15 protein-coding genes are annotated in these 18,839 nt (G+C 71.3%); 7 read left to right on the plus strand and 8 right to left on the minus strand.

Features of this window, described 5'->3' with window-relative positions; translation table 11 throughout:
* Window positions 1-59: 59 nt before the first annotated feature.
* Entirely contained in the window at window positions 60-2,522 is a 2,463-nt protein-coding gene (locus tag ACFVJQ_RS26220; RefSeq protein ID WP_385515565.1) for a SpoIIE family protein phosphatase, read from the minus strand.
* A gap of 208 nt (window positions 2,523-2,730) precedes the next feature.
* Here ACFVJQ_RS26220 and ACFVJQ_RS26225 point away from each other — a divergent pair, with 208 nt between their 5' ends.
* Window positions 2,731-4,797: a SpoIIE family protein phosphatase gene (locus ACFVJQ_RS26225; protein WP_385787440.1), complete on the plus strand. Its 2,067-nt coding sequence runs from the start codon at window positions 2,731-2,733 to the stop codon at window positions 4,795-4,797.
* On the opposite strand, the gene ACFVJQ_RS26230 is transcribed toward ACFVJQ_RS26225, so the two are convergent.
* From ACFVJQ_RS26230 to ACFVJQ_RS26245, 4 genes are all read right to left on the minus strand, one after another.
* Complete coding sequence (locus tag ACFVJQ_RS26230) at window positions 4,794-5,459, minus strand: class I SAM-dependent methyltransferase (protein WP_385787443.1); 666 nt, start codon at window positions 5,457-5,459, stop codon at window positions 4,794-4,796. The two genes, ACFVJQ_RS26225 and ACFVJQ_RS26230, sit on opposite strands and share 4 nt — an antisense overlap.
* 47 nt (window positions 5,460-5,506) lie before the next feature.
* Window positions 5,507-8,881, minus strand: a complete 3,375-nt coding sequence (locus ACFVJQ_RS26235; protein WP_385787446.1) for a pyruvate carboxylase — start codon at window positions 8,879-8,881, stop codon at window positions 5,507-5,509.
* Between the two features lie 120 nt (window positions 8,882-9,001).
* Window positions 9,002-9,886 carry a hypothetical protein gene (locus ACFVJQ_RS26240; protein ID WP_385787449.1) on the minus strand — a complete coding sequence of 295 codons (885 nt, stop codon included), beginning with the start codon at window positions 9,884-9,886 and terminating at the stop codon, window positions 9,002-9,004.
* Window positions 9,887-9,999: 113 nt separating this feature from the next.
* Entirely contained in the window at window positions 10,000-10,695 is a 696-nt protein-coding gene (locus tag ACFVJQ_RS26245; RefSeq protein ID WP_385515559.1) for a hypothetical protein, read from the minus strand.
* A 113-nt stretch (window positions 10,696-10,808) separates the two neighbouring features.
* On the opposite strand from ACFVJQ_RS26245, the gene ACFVJQ_RS26250 reads away from it, so the two are divergent.
* Together ACFVJQ_RS26250 and ACFVJQ_RS26255 are read left to right on the plus strand one after the other, a co-directional pair.
* Window positions 10,809-11,723 carry a UTP--glucose-1-phosphate uridylyltransferase gene (locus ACFVJQ_RS26250; protein WP_385515558.1) on the plus strand — a complete coding sequence of 305 codons (915 nt, stop codon included), beginning with the start codon at window positions 10,809-10,811 and terminating at the stop codon, window positions 11,721-11,723.
* Between the two features lie 37 nt (window positions 11,724-11,760).
* Window positions 11,761-12,105 carry a hypothetical protein gene (locus ACFVJQ_RS26255; protein WP_385787453.1) on the plus strand — a complete coding sequence of 115 codons (345 nt, stop codon included), beginning with the start codon at window positions 11,761-11,763 and terminating at the stop codon, window positions 12,103-12,105.
* Between the two features lie 25 nt (window positions 12,106-12,130).
* Here ACFVJQ_RS26255 and ACFVJQ_RS26260 read toward each other — a convergent pair whose 3' ends face one another.
* A complete protein-coding gene (locus ACFVJQ_RS26260) occupies window positions 12,131-12,793 on the minus strand; it encodes a TetR/AcrR family transcriptional regulator (protein WP_385515555.1) in 663 nt (220 codons plus the stop codon).
* A 110-nt stretch (window positions 12,794-12,903) separates the two neighbouring features.
* On the opposite strand from ACFVJQ_RS26260, the gene ACFVJQ_RS26265 reads away from it, so the two are divergent.
* Together ACFVJQ_RS26265 and ACFVJQ_RS26270 are read left to right on the plus strand one after the other, a co-directional pair.
* A complete protein-coding gene (locus ACFVJQ_RS26265) occupies window positions 12,904-13,566 on the plus strand; it encodes a DUF5701 family protein (protein ID WP_385787456.1) in 663 nt (220 codons plus the stop codon).
* 52 nt (window positions 13,567-13,618) lie between these two features.
* Window positions 13,619-14,347 carry a type 1 glutamine amidotransferase gene (locus ACFVJQ_RS26270; protein WP_385787459.1) on the plus strand — a complete coding sequence of 243 codons (729 nt, stop codon included), beginning with the start codon at window positions 13,619-13,621 and terminating at the stop codon, window positions 14,345-14,347.
* A gap of 98 nt (window positions 14,348-14,445) precedes the next feature.
* Here ACFVJQ_RS26270 and pgm read toward each other — a convergent pair whose 3' ends face one another.
* Together pgm and ACFVJQ_RS26280 are read right to left on the minus strand one after the other, a co-directional pair.
* Window positions 14,446-16,086: a phosphoglucomutase (alpha-D-glucose-1,6-bisphosphate-dependent) gene (gene pgm / locus ACFVJQ_RS26275; RefSeq protein ID WP_385787462.1), complete on the minus strand. Its 1,641-nt coding sequence runs from the start codon at window positions 16,084-16,086 to the stop codon at window positions 14,446-14,448.
* 116 nt (window positions 16,087-16,202) lie between these two features.
* Entirely contained in the window at window positions 16,203-17,438 is a 1,236-nt protein-coding gene (locus tag ACFVJQ_RS26280) for a saccharopine dehydrogenase family protein (protein WP_385515551.1), read from the minus strand.
* A 148-nt stretch (window positions 17,439-17,586) separates the two neighbouring features.
* Between ACFVJQ_RS26280 and ACFVJQ_RS26285 the strand changes: the two genes are divergently transcribed.
* Window positions 17,587-18,312: a TetR/AcrR family transcriptional regulator gene (locus ACFVJQ_RS26285; protein ID WP_385515550.1), complete on the plus strand. Its 726-nt coding sequence runs from the start codon at window positions 17,587-17,589 to the stop codon at window positions 18,310-18,312.
* A 10-nt stretch (window positions 18,313-18,322) separates the two neighbouring features.
* Window positions 18,323-18,832 carry a molybdenum cofactor biosysynthesis protein gene (locus tag ACFVJQ_RS26290; RefSeq protein WP_385515548.1) on the plus strand — a complete coding sequence of 170 codons (510 nt, stop codon included), beginning with the start codon at window positions 18,323-18,325 and terminating at the stop codon, window positions 18,830-18,832.
* The last annotated feature ends 7 nt before the right edge of the window (window positions 18,833-18,839 follow it).

Consider the following 18,839-nt stretch of genomic DNA (forward strand, 5'->3'; position numbering starts at 1 on the left):
TATTCCTGATCCGCGACGGCCGTCGTGGTGCGGGAGGCATGACGGCACCCGCAGCGCCCTCACGGGATCTCCTGTTCCGCCCAGATGATCTTTCCGTCGGCCGAGAACCGAGCACCCCAGCGATGGGCGAGCTGGGCCACCAGAAACAGGCCACGGCCGCCCTCGTCCGTGCTGCGGGCGTGCCGCAGCCGTGGGGCGGTGCTGCTGGCGTCGGCGACCTCGCAGGTCAGGCGGGAGTCGCGGAGCAGTCGCAGGCGTATGGGCGGTGCGGCATAGCGAATCGCGTTGGTGACCAGCTCGCTGACGATGAGCTCCGTCGTCATGGCCAGCTCCCCCAGGCCCCAGGCTTCCACCCGGCGGGTCGCGCGGGCGCGGACGTCAGCGACGGCGGCCGGGTTGACCGGCACGTCCCACGAGGCGACCTGGTCGGCACCCAGCGCGTGCGTGCGCGCCAGCAGGAGGGCGACATCGTCGGGTTGGGAAACGGGCACGAGCTGCTGCACCGCGGACGAGCACAGCGTTCCGAGGTGGGGGTCCGGCTGGGCGAGCACGGCGCCGAGCCGGGACATGCCCAGTTCCATGTCGCGGTCGGCTCCCTGGACGAGACCGTCGGTGAAGAGACCGAGCAGACTGTTCTCGGCGAGCTCGATCTCGGTGGTCTCGAACGCCATCCCGCCCAGCCCCAGCGGAGGCCCTGCGGGGAGCTCCGGGAAGCAGACGTGCCCGTCGGGTGCGACCACGACAGGTGGTGGATGCCCGGCCCGGGCCATCGTGCAGCGCCTCGTGGCGGGATCGTAGACGGCGTACAGGCAGGTTGCCCCGAGGAAAGCGCTCGCGCTCTGGTTGTCCGCCTCGTCGCTGGTCCTCTCCTCACTGAGCCGGAGCACGAGGTCGTCCAGGTGAGCCAGCAGTTCGTCCGGGGGCATCTCCATGTCGGCGAGGGTCTGCACCGCGGTGCGCAGTCGGCCCATGGTCGCCGCCGCGGTGATGCCGTGGCCGACCACGTCGCCGACGACGAGGCCCACCCGGGCGCCGGACAGCGGGATCACATCGAACCAGTCGCCACCGACCCCACCTGTCGGGTCGGCCGGCAGATAGTAGAAGGCCACGTCCAGCGCTGATCCGCCCGACAGGGCGTGCGGCAGCAGGCTGCGCTGCAGGGTGACCGCTGCCGTGTGCTCCCGGGTGTAGCGGCGGGCGTTGTCCACGCACAGCGCCGCCCGTGCCACCAGCTCACCGGCCAGCAGGACGTCGTCGGGCTGGAACGAGACGGGATTGAGCGACCGTACGAACGTGGTGAGGCCCAGGGCGGTGTTCCGCGCCCGCATCGGCACGGAGATCAGGGAGTGCAGCCCGAACTCGCGGATGCTGGCCGTCCTCGCGGGCTGTTCGGCAACCCACAGGGCGTCGGACGGGTCGAGGACCGAGATGAGGACCGGCTCACCGCTGACCAGCAGATTCACGTCGTGCGGCGGGGGGAGGAAGTCGACTCGGTCCCCGACCCGCGCCACGGCCTCCGGACAGCCCTCTCGCACCGAACTCATACCGGCCCGGCGCATCACCGGCCTTGCCGGTGCGGGCCCCGCATCGGTCAGCCACGCGCCGTGCCCCTCGGTGCTCAGAACGGGCTCCAGGAGATCGACGACGACGAAGTCCGCGAAGCGGGGAACCACGAAGTCGGCCAGCTCCTGAGCCGTCCGCATCACGTCAAGGGTCCTGCCGATGCTGGTCCCGGCTTCGTTGACCAGCGACAGCAACTGGCGGGCGTTCCACCGCTCGGTGACGTCCAGGACCATGTAACAGACCCCGGTGACGGAGCCGTCGGCGTCCACGAGCGGGAAGAAGGACGTGGAGTAGGCGTGCTGGCGGTGTGGGTCGGCCCAACTCCATCCCACGTACTCGTAGTCGGTCACCGGGACCCCGGTGGCCAGCACCTTGCGCATCAGTCCCTCGAGGGTGTCCGTCTGCAGCCCGGGCAGCAGCTCGCTCAGGCGACGCCCGAGTCGCTGCTCACGGGGCACACCGCCGAAGCGTTCCAGGGTGTCGTTCAGCCACACGTAGCGCAGCTGGGTGTCCATCACCGCCATGCCGACCGGCGAGCGGGTGAGGAATCCGTCGAGGACGGACTCGCCCATCGTCCATTGCGGCTTCTGCTCCCGTGCCGAGAGCAGAAAGCACTCGTCGCCGCCGATGCGGAAGGATGCCGAGACCCGCAGGTCGACCTCGATACGGCCGCCGTCGCGGCGTCGTACGGGGACGAGACCGCTCCACCCCATTCCGGTGCGGCACCGCTCGGCGACGCCGGTCACCCGTACCGGATCCCCGGGCACTGCCAGCAGCCGCGCGGCGGAGCCGCCGACCACCTCGGGCGCCGGATAGCCGAGGAGTTCTTCGGCGCCCCGGGTCCAGCCGACCACGATGCCGTCGGCGGACACCACCGCTGCCGCGTCGGTGGACGCGTCGAACAGCTCGCGCGGCCCTGCGGACGTGCGCACATCGGAACCTTTTCGCACAGAATCCATTGGTCCCATCCTCTTCATGACTATGGTCCTGCTTGTCCGCCCGATGTGCACGATCCCGGCGGCTGGTGGCCGGACCGGTCTCCCGGATGTGCTGATCGCCGACGCGTGTGGGCCGGAGGCAGCAGGGAAGTCCGGATAGCAGAGCCAGATGCGCGGCGACGCCGTCAGACGTACGTGCGTCCTGTCGGTCGGCGGAGGAGGATCAGGGATGAAAGCCGAATCCTTCCAGTCCCGCAGTGACGGGTACGGCCCCGAGCAGCCCCGGCCGACCGGCCTGCTGGATGTGCTGAGCGTGGCCGCGGTGGTCCTCGACGTCGACGGACGCATCGTGTTCTGGACCCCGCAGGCCGAGGAACTCTTCGGCTACACGTCGGAAGAGGCTCTCGGCAAGTACGCGGCGCGACTGTTCGTCCACCCCGAGCATCTCCAGTCCGTGGTGAAGCTGTTCGAAGAGGTGCTGAAGACGGGCCGGAGCTGGGCAGGCTCCTTCCCCATCCGGCACAAGGACGGCAGCACCCGCCTGACGGAGTTCCGCAACATGCGGCTGCTGGACGATGTCGGAGATGTCTACGCGCTGGGCATCGCGGCCGACCACAGCCTGCTCCAGCGCGTCGAGACCGATCTGGCCCTGTGCGAGCGGCTGATCAACCAGTCTCCGATCGGTCTGGCCCTCATGGACCCGGACCTGCGGTATCTCCTGGTCAATCCGGCGCTGGAGCGCATCGACGGCATCCCCGCCGAGGACCACGTCGGCCGCCACCTGCGGGAGACACTCCCCCTGCCCGACATCGACACCATCGAGTCCGCACTGCGTCAGGTGCTCACCACCGGCACCCCGCTGCTCGACCAGTACCACGTGGGCCGCCCCCGGAGCGATCCCGACCACGAGCACGCCTGGTCCCTGTCGTTCTACCGGCTGGAGGATCCCGGCGGGCGGGTGCTGGGCGCGGCGACCTCGGTCGTCGATGTCACCGAACGGCACCGCGCGGCCGCCGAGGCCGACCGGGCCCGGCGCCGCCTGGCCCTCATCGCCGACGCCTCCGCGCGCGTCGGCACCACCCTGGAGGTGGAGGAGACCGCCCGCGAACTGGCCGACATCGCCAGCACCGCGCTCGCCGACGTGGTCGCCGTGGACATCCTCGACTCCGCTCTGGCCTGCCGCCGCAAGGCCAGGCTGGACAACGGCCCGGAGTTCTTCCGTGCCCTCGCCCTGAAGTCGGCTCATCCCACCGTGGCGCTGGGCGCCGCCGACCCTCCCGGTGACCTCATCGCCTACGACGGTGACCGCCTGGTCACCTTGTGCGTCCACACCGGCCGGCCGGTCCTGGTGCGCCACGTCGGCGACCAGGATCTACCGCGCATCGCCCGCGACGCCGAGGCCACCACGCTCCTGGCCCGCGCCGGCGTCCACTCCTACCTCGCCGCGCCGTTGATCGCCCATGGCGAGGTGCTCGGCGCCCTCGACCTCAAGCGCACCCGCAATCCGCTCCCCTTCGACGAGGACGACGTCGTCCTGGCCTGTGAGCTGGCCAGCCGCGCCGCCGTCGCCATCGACAACGCCCGCTGGTTCCAGAGCGTGCGCAATACCGCCCTCACCCTCCAGCGCAGCCTGTTGCCCGACCACCCGCCGCACCACACCGGTCTGGAACTCGCCTCCCGCTATCAGCCCGCCCAGGCCACCACCGAAGTCGGCGGCGACTGGTACGACGTCATCAGCCTGGAGGACGGCAAGACCGCCCTGGTCGTCGGCGACGTCATGGGCAACGGCATCGACGCCGCCGCCACCATGGGCCGGCTGCGCACCGCCACCTGCGCCTACGCGGACCTCGACCTGGAACCCGGCGCCGTGCTCCAGCACCTGGACAAGATCACCTGCGAGCTGGAGCACTACATCGTCACCTGCCTGTACGCCGTGTACGACCCCCGCACCAGGCAGTGCCGTATCGCCAACGCGGGACACATGCCGCCCGCGCTGTCCCGCCCCGGCCAGGCCCCCGTACTGCTGGAGCTGCCGTCCGGAGCGCCGCTCGGCGTCGGCGGCGTCCCGTTCGAGACCACCACCACCGACCTCGGCCCCGGCGACCTGCTGATCCTCTACACCGACGGCCTCGTCGAGACCCGGCACCACGCGATCGACGACCGCCTGAACGTCCTCCTCAACTTCCTCGACGAACCCGAGCGGCCCCTCGAGGAGATCTGCGACCTCCTGCTGTACGGCCTGCGCCACCCCGACGACCACGACGACGTCGCCCTCCTCGTCGCGCGGGCCCTTTAGGCACGGGGCAGAGTCTGGGTCACGCGCCACAGGCGGCGGGGCAGATCGCCTTCCTCGAAGGAGTGGACCTCTTCGAGCGTCCAGCCGTGCGCGAGGGCGTCGACCAGTTCGCGGGGGAAGAAGTGCACGGCGAAGCCGCCGTGCTCGTAGATGTCGTCACCGTGCGCGGTGCCGGCGCCGTAGTGCGCGTCGCCGGTGTGCCGCACGGTGTAGACGAAGACGCCGCCCGGCCGCAGGACGCGCCGGATCTCATCGACCAGGGCGTGGATCTCCTTGGTGGACAGAGCCATGCACAGCAGCATGTGCGCGAAGACCGCGTCCACGGAGGCATCCGGCAGCGGCAGTGGATCGCGTACGTCGTGCTCCGCGGTGGTGATGCGCTCGGCCACCTGCTGGGCGCGGGCGGCGTCCCGCAGCTGCTGCAGGCCGGTGGCGCTGAAGTCGGTGGCCTGCACGGTGAAGCCCTCGCGGACGAAGTACAGGGCATCGCGGCCGTGCCCGGTGCCGAGTTCCAGCACATGCTGCGCCCCGGCCCTGCGGAAGACCTCGGCGGCGTGGACGGCCGGTGCGGAGGGCTGCCCGCCGTACATCCCCGGGTGCGCGGCATAGGTGTGCTGCCAGTGCCGACGCTGGCCCTCGGCGAGTTCCTGCTCCTCCGCCATGGCATTCCCCTTCGTCTCGCTGCGGCCGGCACCGACCGACAGCCGCCTCACGCGATCTCGACGAGGAGGTCGCCGCCCTCCACCTGCTGGATCGGGTTGATGGCCAGCCTGGCCACCCTGCCGGACTTCGGGGCGGTGATCGCGGCTTCCATCTTCATCGCCTCGATGGTCGCCACCGTGGCACCGGCCGCCACCTCGTCGCCCTCGGCGACCGCGAGCGTCACCACTCCGGCGAACGGCGCGGCGACATGGCCGGGGTTGGCGCGGTCGGCCTTCTCGGTCGCCGGGATGTCGGCGGCCACGGCGGCATCGCGTACCTGGATCGGCCGCAACTGGCCGTTCAGGTTGGACATCACGGTGCGCATCCCGCGTTCGTCCGCCTCGCCCACGGCCTCCAGCTCTATCAGGAGGCGTACGCCGGGTTCGAGATCGACGGCGTACTCCTTGCCGGGCCGCAGCCCGTAGAAGAAGTGCTTGCTGTCGAGCACGCTGGTGTCGCCGTACGTCTGACGGTGTGTCTCGTACTCGCGCGTCGGCCCGGGGAACAGCAGCCGGTTGAGCGTCGCCCTCCGGTCCTTCGCCAGCCCCTTGCGGTCCTCCGCGGTCAGCTCCTGCGCGGGCCTGGGCTGCGGGCGGCCCTCCAGCGCCCTGGTGCGGAACGGCTCCGGCCATCCACCGGGCGGGTTGCCCAACTCGCCGCGCAGGAAGCCGATGACGGAGTCGGGGATGTCGAACCTGTTCGGTGCCGCCTCGAAGTCCTCCGGCGACACCCCGGCGCCCACCAGATGGAGCGCGAGGTCCCCGACCACCTTCGACGAGGGGGTGACCTTCACCAGCCGGCCCAGCATCCGGTCAGCGGCGGCGTACATCGCCTCGATCTCCTCGAAGCGGTCGCCGAGGCCCAGCGCGATCGCCTGGGTGCGCAGGTTGGAGAGCTGGCCGCCGGGGATCTCGTGGTGGTAGACGCGTCCGGTCGGCGAGGCCAGGCCCGCCTCGAAGGGTGCGTAGATCTTGCGGACGCTCTCCCAGTACGGTTCCAGGTCGCCGACGGCCTGCAGGTCCAGTCCGGTGGGCCGCTCGGAGTGGTCGGTCGCGGCCACGAGCGCCGACAGCGACGGCTGCGAGGTGGTGCCCGCCATGGACGCCACCGCACCGTCCACCGCGTCCGCGCCCGCCTGGATCGCCGCGAGGTAGGTGGCGAGCTGGCCGCCCGCCGTGTCGTGGGTGTGGAGGTGAACCGGCAGGTCGAACTCCCGGCGCAGCGCCGACACGAGGGTCGCGGCGGCCGGGGCGCGCAGCAGGCCCGCCATGTCCTTGACGGCCAGGACGTGGGCGCCGGCGGCCACGATCTGCTCGGCCAGGCGGAGGTAGTAGTCCAGCGTGTACAGCCGCTCGGACGGGTCGGACAGGTCGGAGGTGTAGCACAGGGCGACCTCGGCGACGGCCGTTCCGGTCTCCCGCACGGCGTCGATGGCGGGCCGCATCTGCTCGACGTCGTTGAGGGCGTCGAAGATGCGGAAGATGTCGACGCCGGTGGTCGCGGCCTCCTGCACGAAGGCGTCGGTCACCTCGGTCGGGTACGGCGTGTAGCCGACGGTGTTGCGGCCGCGCAGCAGCATCTGCAGGCAGATGTTCGGAACGGCCTCGCGCAGTGCGGCCAGCCGCTCCCACGGGTCCTCGGCGAGGAAGCGCAACGCGACGTCGTAGGTGGCGCCGCCCCAGCACTCCAGGGACAGCAGCTGCGGCAGGGTGCGGGCCACCACCGGGGCCACGGCGAGCATGTCCTTGGTGCGGACCCGGGTGGCCAGCAGCGACTGGTGGGCGTCGCGGAAGGTGGTGTCGGTGACGCCGATCGTCGGCGAGGTGCGCAGCCACCCGGCGAAACCTTCCGGACCGAGCTCGACGAGCCGCTGCCGCGACCCTGCCGGCGGTTCGATCCCGGGCAGGGGCGGCAACTTGGTGGCCGGGTCGATCACCTCGGGCCGCTCGCCGTGGGGCTTGTTCACCGTGACGTCGGCGAGGTAGGTGAGCAGCTTCGTGCCGCGGTCGGCGGAGTGGCGTGCGGTGAGCAGGTGCGGCCGCTGCTCGATGAACGAGGTGGTGACCTGTCCGGCCCGGAAGTCCGGGTCGTCCAGCACGGCCTGCAGGAACGGGATGTTCGTGGCCACACCGCGAATGCGGAACTCGGCGACGGCACGCCGGGCGCGCCCGATCGCGGCCTGGAAGTCCCGGCCCCGGCAGGTGAGCTTGACCAGCATGGAGTCGAAGTGCGCGCTGATCTCCGTACCGGCGTGGGTGGTACCGCCGTCCAGCCGGATGCCCGCGCCGCCGGGCGAGCGGTAGGCGCTGATCCGGCCGGTGTCGGGGCGGAACCCGTTGGCCGGGTCCTCGGTGGTGATACGGCACTGCAGTGCGGCGCCCCGCAGGGTGACGGTCTCCTGCGCGAGGCCGAGGTCGGTCAGCGTCTCGCCGGCGGCGATCCGCAGCTGTGCCTGCACGAGGTCGACGTCGGTGACCTCCTCGGTCACCGTGTGCTCGACCTGGATGCGCGGGTTCATCTCGATGAAGACGTGGTTCCCGTCGGGGTCGAGCAGGAACTCCACGGTGCCGGCGTTGCGGTAGCCGATCTGCCGGGCGAACGTCACGGCGTCGGCGCAGATCCGCTCGCGCAGCGCGGGGTCGAGGTTCGGCGCGGGCGCCAGCTCGATCACCTTCTGGTGGCGGCGCTGCACCGAGCAGTCGCGCTCGAACAGGTGGATGACGTTGCCGTTCCCGTCGGCGAGGATCTGTACCTCGATGTGGCGCGGATCGACGACGGCCTTCTCCAGGAAGACGGTCGGGTCGCCGAACGCGGACGCCGCCTCACGCGCCGCCGCCTCGATGGACTCGCGCAGCAGGGCGGGGTCCTCGACGCGCCGCATGCCGCGCCCGCCTCCCCCGGCGACCGCCTTGACGAACACCGGGAAGCCGATGCTCTCGGCGGCCCGGACCAGTTCGTCCACGTCGGTGGAGGGCGCCGAGGAGCCCAGCACCGGTACGCCGGCCGCGCGGGCGGCGGCCACCGCGCGGGCCTTGTTCCCGGTCAGTTCGAGGATCGCCGCGGTCGGGCCGACGAAGGTGATGCCGGCCTCCTCGCAGGCACGCGCCAGGTCCGGGTTCTCCGACAGGAACCCGTAGCCCGGGTACACGGCGTCCGCTCCCGCCCGGCGTGCCGCACGCACGATCTCCTCGACGGAGAGATAGGCCCGCACCGGATGTCCCGGCTCACCGATCTCGTACGCCTCGTCGGCCTTCAGCCGATGCAGCGAGTTGCGGTCCTCGTGCGGGAAGACGGCGACGGTTCGCGCGCCCAGCTCATAGCCGGCACGGAACGCACGAATCGCGATCTCACCGCGGTTCGCGACCAGCACCTTGCGGAACATGCGTGATCCCTTCAGCCTGCCGGTGACGGGCTCTATGGTGTCGGCGACGCCTCCGCCGCGCCATGTGAGCCGGGCCACTCACGCGGCTGCCGCCGGCTTGCGGAGCGTGCGGCGCGTCGGTCACCGGTGCCGTGGAGTGAGCCGTTCGACCTGGCCGGCGGCTGCCTCGGCTCGGCGTCCGGCCTCACGGACCCGGCGCTCGGCGAACCGCACCCGTTCATGCGCCCGGCGCTCGGCGGCACGGGCCTGCCGGTGCTCCTCCTCGGCGCGTTCCAGTTCCTCGGCGAGCTCGCTCACGCGCTGCCGGGCGTGGTCCGCCTGGCTCGTGGCCTCGTTCGCCTCGTGGTCGGCCGCTGCCGCGTCCTTCTCGGCAGCCCGCAGCTCCCGTTCCGCCGCCTCGGCTTCCTGCCGGGCCTGCACCAGCCGGCTGCGCCGCCGTTCGTCCGCTCCTGCACGCTCACGCCGGGCAGCAGGCGGGGGCTCCGGGGCGGGCGACAGGGCAGCCGCGCGCCGTACGGCGCCCTGGTCGGCGACGGGGAAGCCGACGGCGGCGGTCAACGGCTTGACCAGCCGACCGCTCGCCCACTCTTCGGCGGCCTTCGGGTCGGCGAGAACGGCGTGCAGAGTGCTTTCGATCTCCCGTTGGGCGCCCTCGCCGATGGGGCGACCGTGCTCGGCGGCGAGGTGTCCGGCCTGCCGGGACAGCGCGCTGATCAGAACACGCTGCCGACGGCTCAGCTCGCGCAGCTGCGCACCGTCCAGCTCCTGGTGTGCCCGGCGCAGCCCCTCCCCGAGCTGGAGCAGCGGCTCCACCTCGCCGGGCTGCTCACGGACCAGGAGATTGCTCGCCCACGCCGACAGGCTGGGGCGGCGCAGCCCGGCGATCTTCTCCGCCAGGGCGCGGTCACCGGCCTTCCGGGCTGCCGCCGCGCGGGCGTCGCGGGCGGCGACGAAGTCCTCCGGCCGCAGCCCGTACAGCTCGTCGGCGACAGCGTCCAGGTCCACCGGCTTCCTTCCACCCACACCGTGGTGACTGCTGTCGATTTTCCCACGATTCAGCGCTTGTGCGGCTTCCGCACGCTGAGAACTCCCGAGTTGAAGCTGCCGTCCGCCCCGACCTACGCACGGGAAGCGTCGGGCCGGAGGGGTACGGGGCGGGCGCGGACGACGAGGACGTCCAAGTGGAGCTCGTCCCTGCCGAGGTCCAAGCCCGCCCACATCGCCGCGGAGGCAAGCAGGTTGAACGGATGGTGCGGGGCGCACCGCACGTCGGACTCGGGGGCAGCGGAGGCCTGGAGGCGCTCGGCCAGGGCGCGGGCCGCCGCCTCCGCGTCGGCCGCGTGCGGTCCGGCGGCACTGGGCACGGGTTTACCGGCGCCGGACACCAGCGCCTCGGCGAGGAGCAGCCGCGGACCGTGCGCGGCCGCCCACCGGTCGGGCTGGGTGGTCACCGCTGTGCCGGGAGCCAGGAGGGCCAGCCTCGCCAGCATCCACGCTGCCTGGGCCAGGCCGGTGGCAAGGACCCCCGCGCCGGCCCCTGCCGACCAGGGCCGATTCCCCTCACCGCCGCGGGCCCGGCCCAGCGCCTGCCATGCGCCGGCCCGATCGGCGTCGGGAACCGGTACGGACATGGGTGCCTCCAGCGCCAGCGCCGCAGGCCGGCCGGAGACGAGAGCGGCGGTCAGGGCACGGACCGCTGCTTCCGGGTCGGTTCCCTGTCCGACAAGTGCCGGCATCGGTGCGTCGACGGCGGCCCAGGCGAACCTGCCCAGCGACACCGAACCGACATCGACTCCGACCACCCGCGCGTCCATGGAGCACAGTCCAGCACAGGCATGTGCCCGAACGAGAGCGGCGGCGGGCATTGGTAGCGTCGGCGTATGCCGTGCCGGCCGGTGCGGTGTGCCGTTCGACCGAGGGAGATTCCATGTCCCCGACGATCCGCAGGGCCGTGATCCCCGCCGCCGGGCTCGGCTCCCGTCTCCTGCCCCTGACCAAGGCGACACCGAAGGAGATGCTTCCGGTCGGCGACAAGCCGGTCATCGAGCACACCGTGCGCGAGCTGGTGGACTCCGGCATCACCGACATCACCATCGTCGTCTCCGGCGGCAAGAGCCTCATCCAGGACCACTTCCGCCCCAACCCCGCCCTCGTCGCCCAGCTGCGCAAGGACGGCAAGACGGCGTACGCGGACGCGGTGGAGGAAGTGGCGGAGCTGGCCCGCAAGGGCCACATCACCTACCTCGACCAGTACGGTCCGTACGGCAACGGCACCCCGGTGCTGAACGCCGCCCGCTCCTTCGGCGACGAGCCCGTGCTTGTGCTGTGGCCTGACGACGTGTTCGTGGCCGAGGTCCCCCGCGCCCAGCAGCTGATCCGCGCCTACGAGCAGACCGGCTGCCCGGTACTGGCCCTCCTGCCGATGGACCCCGCCCACTCCCAGCGCTACGGCGTGCCCATCGTCAAGGAGGACCTCGGCGACGGCCAACTGCGCATCACCGGCCTGGTCGAGAAGCCGAAACCGCAGGATGCGCCGTCCCCGTACGCGGCCATCGGCGGCTACGTGATCACCCCGGGCATCGTCGACGAGCTGCGCGAGCAGACCCGCCGCTGGTATGAGCACCGGACCGGCGAGGTCTACCTCACCGACGCCATCAACGCCTACGCCTCCACCCGCGCGGTGTACGGGCAGGTCATCCAGGGCCGTTGGTACGACACCGGCAACCCGGCCGACTATCTCGTCGCCCAGATGGCCTTCGCCCTCGCCCACCCCGAGTACGGCCCCCTGCTGCGCGGTCTGGTCGACGAACTCGACGCCGACCGCCCGGGCACCGCCGACTGACTTGCCGGTCGTTTCAGTCGCCGGGAGGGGAGGACTGATGGGCGGGTTCGATCCGCACGTTCACGTGGAGTTGAAGGTGGTGCAGGGCGATGCGGCTGTCCGCAACCTGATGGCGTCCACGTTCGGGCTGGCCGGTGATCTGCCGAGCCATGTCACTGCGGGGTGCGGGCTGCGGGTGCCGTATGCGATGACCTCTCCGCGTCCGGATCGCGTCACCTGCCTGGCCTGCCGTGAGCACGCACGGCTCGAGCATCTGCGCTTCGCGGAGAACGTCGAGCGTTTGGGCCTCATGCCCGGATCGGCCATCAGCCCTGCCCAGGCGAGAACGGCCGCGGACAGGCATCGCGACCTCGCGGAGAGGTTTTCCGACACGGCGGGCTGAGCCGGTCGGCGGCGGCCCCGCGCGTTCATCGGGCGTAGTCGGACAGAGCCGGTTCGAGGAGGGTGAACGCCTCCGTGGCCTCCTCCTCGAGGACGGAGGCGATCTCCGGGTTGGTGTGCCCGGCGAGGGTGAGTTCCTGGATACGGCGGAACAGAACGCGGTGGACGCCGCCGAGCAGGGACGCGGCCGTGCGTGGGGTGATGTCGCCGGGGTCCGCGCCGGTGGCTTCGGCGAGGGCGGCGGCCAGGGCGTGCTCACGCTGGTCGTGCAGGCCGCGCAGGCAGGTGGTGAGGGTGGGGCTCTGAGCGATCATGCGGGTGAACTCCGGGCCCGCGAAGCCGGCGACCGGGTCCTGTGCCCTGACCGCTGACAGGAACGAGCTGCGCAGTGCCGCGAGGGCGGATTCGCCGGGTTCGCGGGCGGCCACGGTACGTGCCAGACCGGCCACGAACTCGTCCTGGTGGTCGAAGGCCAGGTCCTCCTTGCGGGGAAAGTAGTTCGTCACGGTCTTCTTGGCGACGCGGGCGGCGTCGGCGATCTCCGCGATGGTGGTCTGCTCGAAGCCCTGCGTGATGAAGAGCTCGGTCGCCCGGTCGGAGATCAGCTGCCGTGTCTCGCGCTTCTTGACCTCGCGCAGGCCGATGGCCGCCGCGGAGGTGGCGGTCGTGGTGCTCGACTCGATACCCATGGCGGAATCTTACCCCCGTCGTATTTTTACGTTGACACCCTGCGCGCCTCGCGCGTAAGTTTACGTCCGTCGTAAGTTTTCCGTCGTGTTCGCCTCCGAAAGGGGCCGCCTTGACCGACACCGCCTTCGACGGTGAAGCCGAGTTCGACCGTCAGGTCCGCAACCTCATCGCCCTCGGGTATCCGGCGCTGTCCGGACTCGACCCGGAGCAGTTCGGCGCGCTGGTCGCCCCGCTGCGCGCCCGCGCCGCGACGGCTCCCGTCGGCCCGTACGAACCGGAGAGCGGCCGCGTGCCCTTCGTGCTCGTCGTCACCCGGAACGTGGCGCCGATCGAGGACACGATGCTGCGCACGACGCTGCACCGCGGGCGCACGCCCGGCTTCGTCGACCGCTCCTTCGAGCCCGGCTCCCTGGAGCGGTTCGTCGCCACCGAGGAGGCCGGACTTCCGCACCCGGACGCCTATCTGCTGTTCGACGTCGAACGCGGCGAGGAGTTCTGCGGCGCCGTACCCAACGACGCGATGAAGGTCATCGCCGAGCGGGGTCGCACGCTGCTCACCATCGAGGAGGGCATCGCTCTCGTCACCCACTTCCCGCAGGTACTGGTCAAGAACAAGTGCTTCTCCCTCGGTGGTTCACGATGCGGCGACCGCAGGGTCCCGGCGATCTGGATCAGCCAGAAGGCGCCGAAACTCGGCTGGTGCTGGGAGGGAAACCCGCACACCTGGCTGGGCATGGCCTCGGCCGGTTCCCGGGCCGCCGCCGAGATCTGACCACCACCGGCAGGTTTGCGTCCCGGCACCGGCTCTTGATGGTGTGGGCCTCGTGAGTGAAGCGGCGAACACCGACCGGGACGCCCGCAGGGTGCTGATGGTGCGCAACGCGGAGCGCAGTGGTCCCGGGCGGCTGCGGGCGTGGCTGCACGCGGAAGGGCTGACCGTCGACGAGGTGTCCGGCCCGGCAGTGCCGGCCACTTCGGCCGACTTCGACGCTGTGGTGCTGCTCGGCGGCGGTTTCCTGCCCGACGCCGACATGCACGCACCCTGGTTGCCCGCCGAGCGGGCTCTCGCACGTCAGTGCGCCAGCAATGGCGTGCCCTTGCTCGGGATCTGCCTCGGCGCCCAGGTGCTGGCCGTGGCGACGGGCGGCGAGGTGACGGGCGAGTACGGTCGGCCCGAGCGGGGATCGTGCACGATCGTGCTGCGCCCCGAGGCCGAGCACGATCCGCTCCTGGCCGGGATGCCACCGAGGTTCCCGGCGATCCAGAACCACCGCGACCAGGTAACTGCACTGCCACCCGGGGCAGTTCATCTGGCCGAGAACGAGCAGTGCCCGGTTCAGGCGTTCCGGGTCGGTGAGCGCGCCTGGGGTGTGCAGTTTCATCCCGAGGTCGGTGCGGACCGCCTCGCGGGGTGGGACGAGGCGGCCCTGGCCGACGCCGGGCTCGACCTGGAGATGTTGCGCGCCCGCGCGGAGACAGCGGAGGCGGACTCGGCTCGGGCCGCCCGGCGCCTGACGGCCAACTTCGCCGCCGTTGTCCGTGCGCGTACCTGAGCGGAACGCGGAGCCGGCCGACATCGAGATGGCCTGAGGAAGGGGGCGGCGCCGCCGCGACAACGGCGCCCGCCCCGACGCGAATCCCGACTGCCGCGTCAGCCGCCCAGTGCCGCCAGGACCACGGACTTGGCCTCCTCCTGCACCTGACGCAGGTGGTCGGGTCCGAGGAACGACTCCGCGTAGACCTTGTAGACGTCCTCGGTTCCCGAAGGACGGGCCGCGAACCATGCGTTGGCGGTGGTCACCTTGATGCCGCCGATGGGCGCACCGTTGCCGGGAGCTTCGGTGAGCACCGCGGTGACCGCCTCGCCGGCCAGGGTGTCCGCGCTGACCTGAGCGGGCGACAGCTTGGCGAGCAGGGCCTTCTCCTCGCGGGAGGCAGGGGCGTCGATGCGCGCGTACGCGGGTTCGCCGAAGCGCGCGGTCATCCCCGCGTAGTGCTCGGACGGGGTCTTGTCGGTGACCGCGGTGATCTCGGATGCGAGCAGCGCGAGGATGATGCCGTCCTTGTCGGTGGTCCACACGGAGCCGTCCCGGCGCAGGAAGGACGCGCCGGCCGACTCCTCACCGCCGAACCCGAGCGAGCCGTCGACCAGCCCGTCCACGAACCACTTGAACCCCACGGGAACCTCGACCAGTTGACGGCCCAGATCGGCGGCGACCCGGTCGATCATCGCGGACGACACCAGGGTCTTGCCGATGCCCGCACCGGCCGGCCACTGGTCACGGTGGGCGTAGAGGTAGGCGATGGCGGCGGCGAGATAGTGGTTGGGGTTCATCAGGCCTGCGTCCGGGGTGACGATGCCGTGCCGGTCGGCGTCGGCGTCGTTGCCCGTGGCGATCCGGAAGCGGTCGCGCCGGTCGATGAGCGAGGCCATGGCGTAGGGCGACGAGCAGTCCATGCGGATCTTGCCGTCCCAGTCCAGCGTCATGAAGCGCCAGGTGGGGTCGGTGAGGGGATTGACCACGGTCAGGTCGAGCCGGTGCTGTTCGGCGATGCGTCCCCAGTAGGCGACGGACGCCCCACCGAGCGGGTCGGCGCCGATGCGCACGCCGGCCGCGCGGACGGCGTCCAGGTCCAGCACGCTCGGGAGATCGGTGACGTAGGTCCCCAGGAAGTCGTACCGGCCGGTGCCGGGTGCGGCGAGCGCCCGGGCGTACGGAAGGCGCCGCACGTCCTTGAGACCGCCCGCGATGATCTGGTTGGCCCGGTCCTGGATCCAGGAGGTCGCGTCCGAGGCTGCCGGGCCGCCGCTCGGCGGGTTGTACTTGAAGCCACCGTCGGCGGGCGGGTTGTGCGAGGGGGTGACCACCACCCCGTCCGCGAGGCCCGAGGTGCGGCCACGATTGTGGGTGAGAATGGCATGCGACACGGCGGGAGTGGGCGTGTAGCCGTCCGCGCTGTCGATGAGCACCGTCACGTCGTTGGCGGCGAACACCTCCAGGGCGGTGACCCTCGCGGGCTCCGACAGGGCATGGGTGTCGGCGCCCAGGAAGAGGGGGCCGTCGGTGCCCTGGCCGGCGCGGTACTCGCAGATGGCCTGGCTGGTCGCGGCGATGTGGTCCTCGTTGAACGCACTCGCCAGTGACGAACCGCGGTGTCCGGACGTGCCGAAGGCGACGCGCTGGCCCGGCTCGCCCGGGTCGGGGTGCAGCGCGTAGTACGCGGTGACCAGCCGGGCGACATCGACGAGGTCCTCGGGATCGGCCGGCCTACCCGCTCGCTCGTGCTGCATACGCCCGCTCCTCACATTGCTCGGTCCTTGGCTTGCCTCCTCATCTTTCCTTGTCAGGGGGCGCGGACGCGAGTGCATCACCTGCCGTTCAAGGCGGTTGGCCGGCGCGGGTGTCCTCACACGCTCTGCTGCTCGCGGATACCCCAGGGAGATCCGTACGCCGTCAGGAGGTCGAGGAACGGCCGGGGTGCGAAGGCCTCCGGGCCGAGCACGCCCGCGCCCGACCACCTGCCGTTCGCGATCAGTTCCAACGCGACCACGGGGTTGACGGCCGTCTGCCACACGACCGCCTGACAGCCGTACTCCTGCATCGACCAGGCGTTGTCCACCACGTGGTACAGGTAGATCTCGCGCGGTCGTCCCTCGCGGGTGCCCCTGACCCAGGTGCCGGCACACGTCTTGCCGTGCATCCGGTCGCCGAGCCCGGCCGGGTCGGGAAGGCAGGCCGCCACCACGTCGCGCGGGGACACCTCGACCCGGGTGCCGTCCTTCGCGGTGACCGTCACGGGGTCGGTACGGTCGAGACCGATCTGGTGCAGGACGCGGAGCGCCGTGATGAACTCCGCGCCCAGCCCGTACTTGAACGTGACCCGGCCGGCCTTCACCCAGCGCGGGATCAGCAGGACCTCCTCGTGCTCGACGTTCACGCACTCCACCGGACCGATGCCTTCGGGGAAGTCGAAGACCTCGGGCTCGCTGAAGGGTGCGGTGGTGAACCAGCCTCGGTCCGCTTCATAGACGACGGGCGGGTTCAGGCACTCCTCGATCGTCGTCCAGATGCTGAACGACGGGGCGAAATCGTGCCCGTCGACCGTCAGGTTCGCGCCGTCACGGACACCGATCTCCTCGATCGTGTCGAAGAGTTCGTCGGCCGCGTACCGGGCGAAGACGTCCGACAGGCCCGGCTCGACGCCCATGCCCACAAGGGCCAGCCGCCCGGTCCGACGCCACTGGTCGTCCAGGGCGAACTGCTCGTCGCCGAGCTTCGTCCCGGTCTGCTCGTACGGCAGGTCCGGATGCGGCCGGGACAGGGACATCGCCATGTCCAGGTAGTGCGCGTGGGCCGTGTGCGCGGCGCGGAACAGCGGCATCACGAACCGGGGGTCGGTCGCATTCAGCAGGACGTCGCACCGCTCGGCCGCCAGGAGCCGGGCCACCGCCTCCTCGTCGGAGGCGTCGACGCGGGTGGCGGTGAAGCGCTGGTCGCCGTCGGCGGCCGCTGTGGCCACGGCTGCCTCGGCGCGCGCGAGGTCGTGGTCGGCGACGACCATCCGCTCGAAGAAGTCCCGGCGGGCCGCGATGCGGGTGATGGCCGTGCCCACTCCGCCCGCACCGACCAAGAGGATGCGCATAGCAGGTCCTTTCACCGTGAAAGAGGGTGAACCACGCGTTCGCCCTGTCGCCGCCGATCGAACGCCACGGGCGTTGTCTTGGTCAATGGCGTTGGCATAAGGTCCCCGGCAACGCCCCGACCACACCCCGGCCATGGAGGAATGCGCGATGCCCAAGCGGGTCGTGGCGGAGAGCGAACGACGGCGCAGACGGCCCACCAAGCAGGGCGCCGTGCTCTCCGAGCGCCACATCGTGCTCACCGCGCTGCGGATGCTGCGCGAGCACGGCAGCCAGGGACTCACGGCGCGTCGCCTCGGGCTGGCCCTCGGCGCCGACCCCAGCACCCTGTACCGGTACTTCCGCGGCATGGACGACCTTGTCCTCGCTGTCGGCGACGAGCTCATCGGACGCGCTTTCGACGGCTGGACGGTGACCGGGGACTGGCAGACCGACCTGCGCACGCTGGGACTGCGCATCCACCGCTCGTACCTCGCCCATCCACAGGCGGCGGTGCTCACCGCCAGCCGGGTCTCGGGACGCGCCCACGAGATCGCGGCCGACGAGGCCGTGCTCGATGTGCTGCACCGTGCCGGTTTCCCGGTCGCCGAAGCGGTGCGGATCTACCATTGCTTCATCGACCAGACCCTGGCCTTCGCGGCGCTCGACGCGGCGGCGCTCGCGCTGCCGGCAGCGGCCCGGGAGGCCGACGAGGCGGTGTGGCAGGCCACCTATGCCAGGCTGCCCGAGTCCACCCACCCTCGGATCGCCGCAGCCGCCGGCCATCTTGTCGCCGAGATGAACGTCAGTGCCTACCCTGCGGCGCTCGACATGCTGATCGACAGCGCGACAGCCCGTCTCGGCGGTGGTGAGCCGCCACCCGGACGGGCGGCTTAGGCTGGCCCTCATGACCAAGGTCGAGGTGGTGCAGCTGCTGGTGTCGCCCGCGCACCGTTTCGCGGGGCGTCCCGCGGACGGGCCGTCGGCCGGGTCCGCAGACGAGTTGCGGCACCGAGCTGAGGTGCGCGCCGGCCTCGGTCTGGTCGGCGACCGCTACTTCGGGCAGCGGGTCCATCGCGACGCGGCGGTGACCATCATGGCCGTCGAGAACCTCCCCTTCGACATCAACCCGTCCATCGGTCTTCTGCAGACACGCCGGAACATCCTGCTGCGAGGCGTCGACGTCGACTCCCTGGTCGGCTCGACGATCACTCTCGACTGCGGTGGGGGCCCCGTGACGTTCGCCCTGAACCGTCCGGCCCGGCCCTGCGCGTGGATGGACGTCACCATCGGCCCGGGCGCGCAGCGCGCCCTGCGCGGTAAGGGCGGTGTGCGGTCCACACCGCTGACCGACGGAGTTCTTGCCGTCGGGGAGGCGACGTTCCGTGTCGTCGCCGAGCCGCACGCCGGTCAGTAGCGGGTCG

It is taken from the genome of Streptomyces sp. NPDC127197 (assembly GCF_042672405.1).
Taxonomy (GTDB): Bacteria; Actinomycetota; Actinomycetes; order Streptomycetales; family Streptomycetaceae; genus Streptomyces; species Streptomyces flavusporus.

Coding starts and splice junctions, on each gene's coding strand:
- ACFVJQ_RS26220 (WP_385515565.1), bottom strand. CDS start 2,522: ATGGATTCTGTGCGAAAAGGTTCCGATGTGCGCACGTCCGCAGGGCCG.
- ACFVJQ_RS26225 (WP_385787440.1), top strand. CDS start 2,731: ATGAAAGCCGAATCCTTCCAGTCCCGCAGTGACGGGTACGGCCCCGAG.
- ACFVJQ_RS26230 (WP_385787443.1), bottom strand. CDS start 5,459: ATGGCGGAGGAGCAGGAACTCGCCGAGGGCCAGCGTCGGCACTGGCAG.
- ACFVJQ_RS26235 (WP_385787446.1), bottom strand. CDS start 8,881: ATGTTCCGCAAGGTGCTGGTCGCGAACCGCGGTGAGATCGCGATTCGT.
- ACFVJQ_RS26245 (WP_385515559.1), bottom strand. CDS start 10,695: ATGGACGCGCGGGTGGTCGGAGTCGATGTCGGTTCGGTGTCGCTGGGC.
- ACFVJQ_RS26250 (WP_385515558.1), top strand. CDS start 10,809: ATGTCCCCGACGATCCGCAGGGCCGTGATCCCCGCCGCCGGGCTCGGC.
- ACFVJQ_RS26255 (WP_385787453.1), top strand. CDS start 11,761: ATGGGCGGGTTCGATCCGCACGTTCACGTGGAGTTGAAGGTGGTGCAG.
- ACFVJQ_RS26260 (WP_385515555.1), bottom strand. CDS start 12,793: ATGGGTATCGAGTCGAGCACCACGACCGCCACCTCCGCGGCGGCCATC.
- pgm (WP_385787462.1), bottom strand. CDS start 16,086: ATGCAGCACGAGCGAGCGGGTAGGCCGGCCGATCCCGAGGACCTCGTC.
- ACFVJQ_RS26280 (WP_385515551.1), bottom strand. CDS start 17,438: ATGCGCATCCTCTTGGTCGGTGCGGGCGGAGTGGGCACGGCCATCACC.
- ACFVJQ_RS26285 (WP_385515550.1), top strand. CDS start 17,587: ATGCCCAAGCGGGTCGTGGCGGAGAGCGAACGACGGCGCAGACGGCCC.
- ACFVJQ_RS26290 (WP_385515548.1), top strand. CDS start 18,323: ATGACCAAGGTCGAGGTGGTGCAGCTGCTGGTGTCGCCCGCGCACCGT.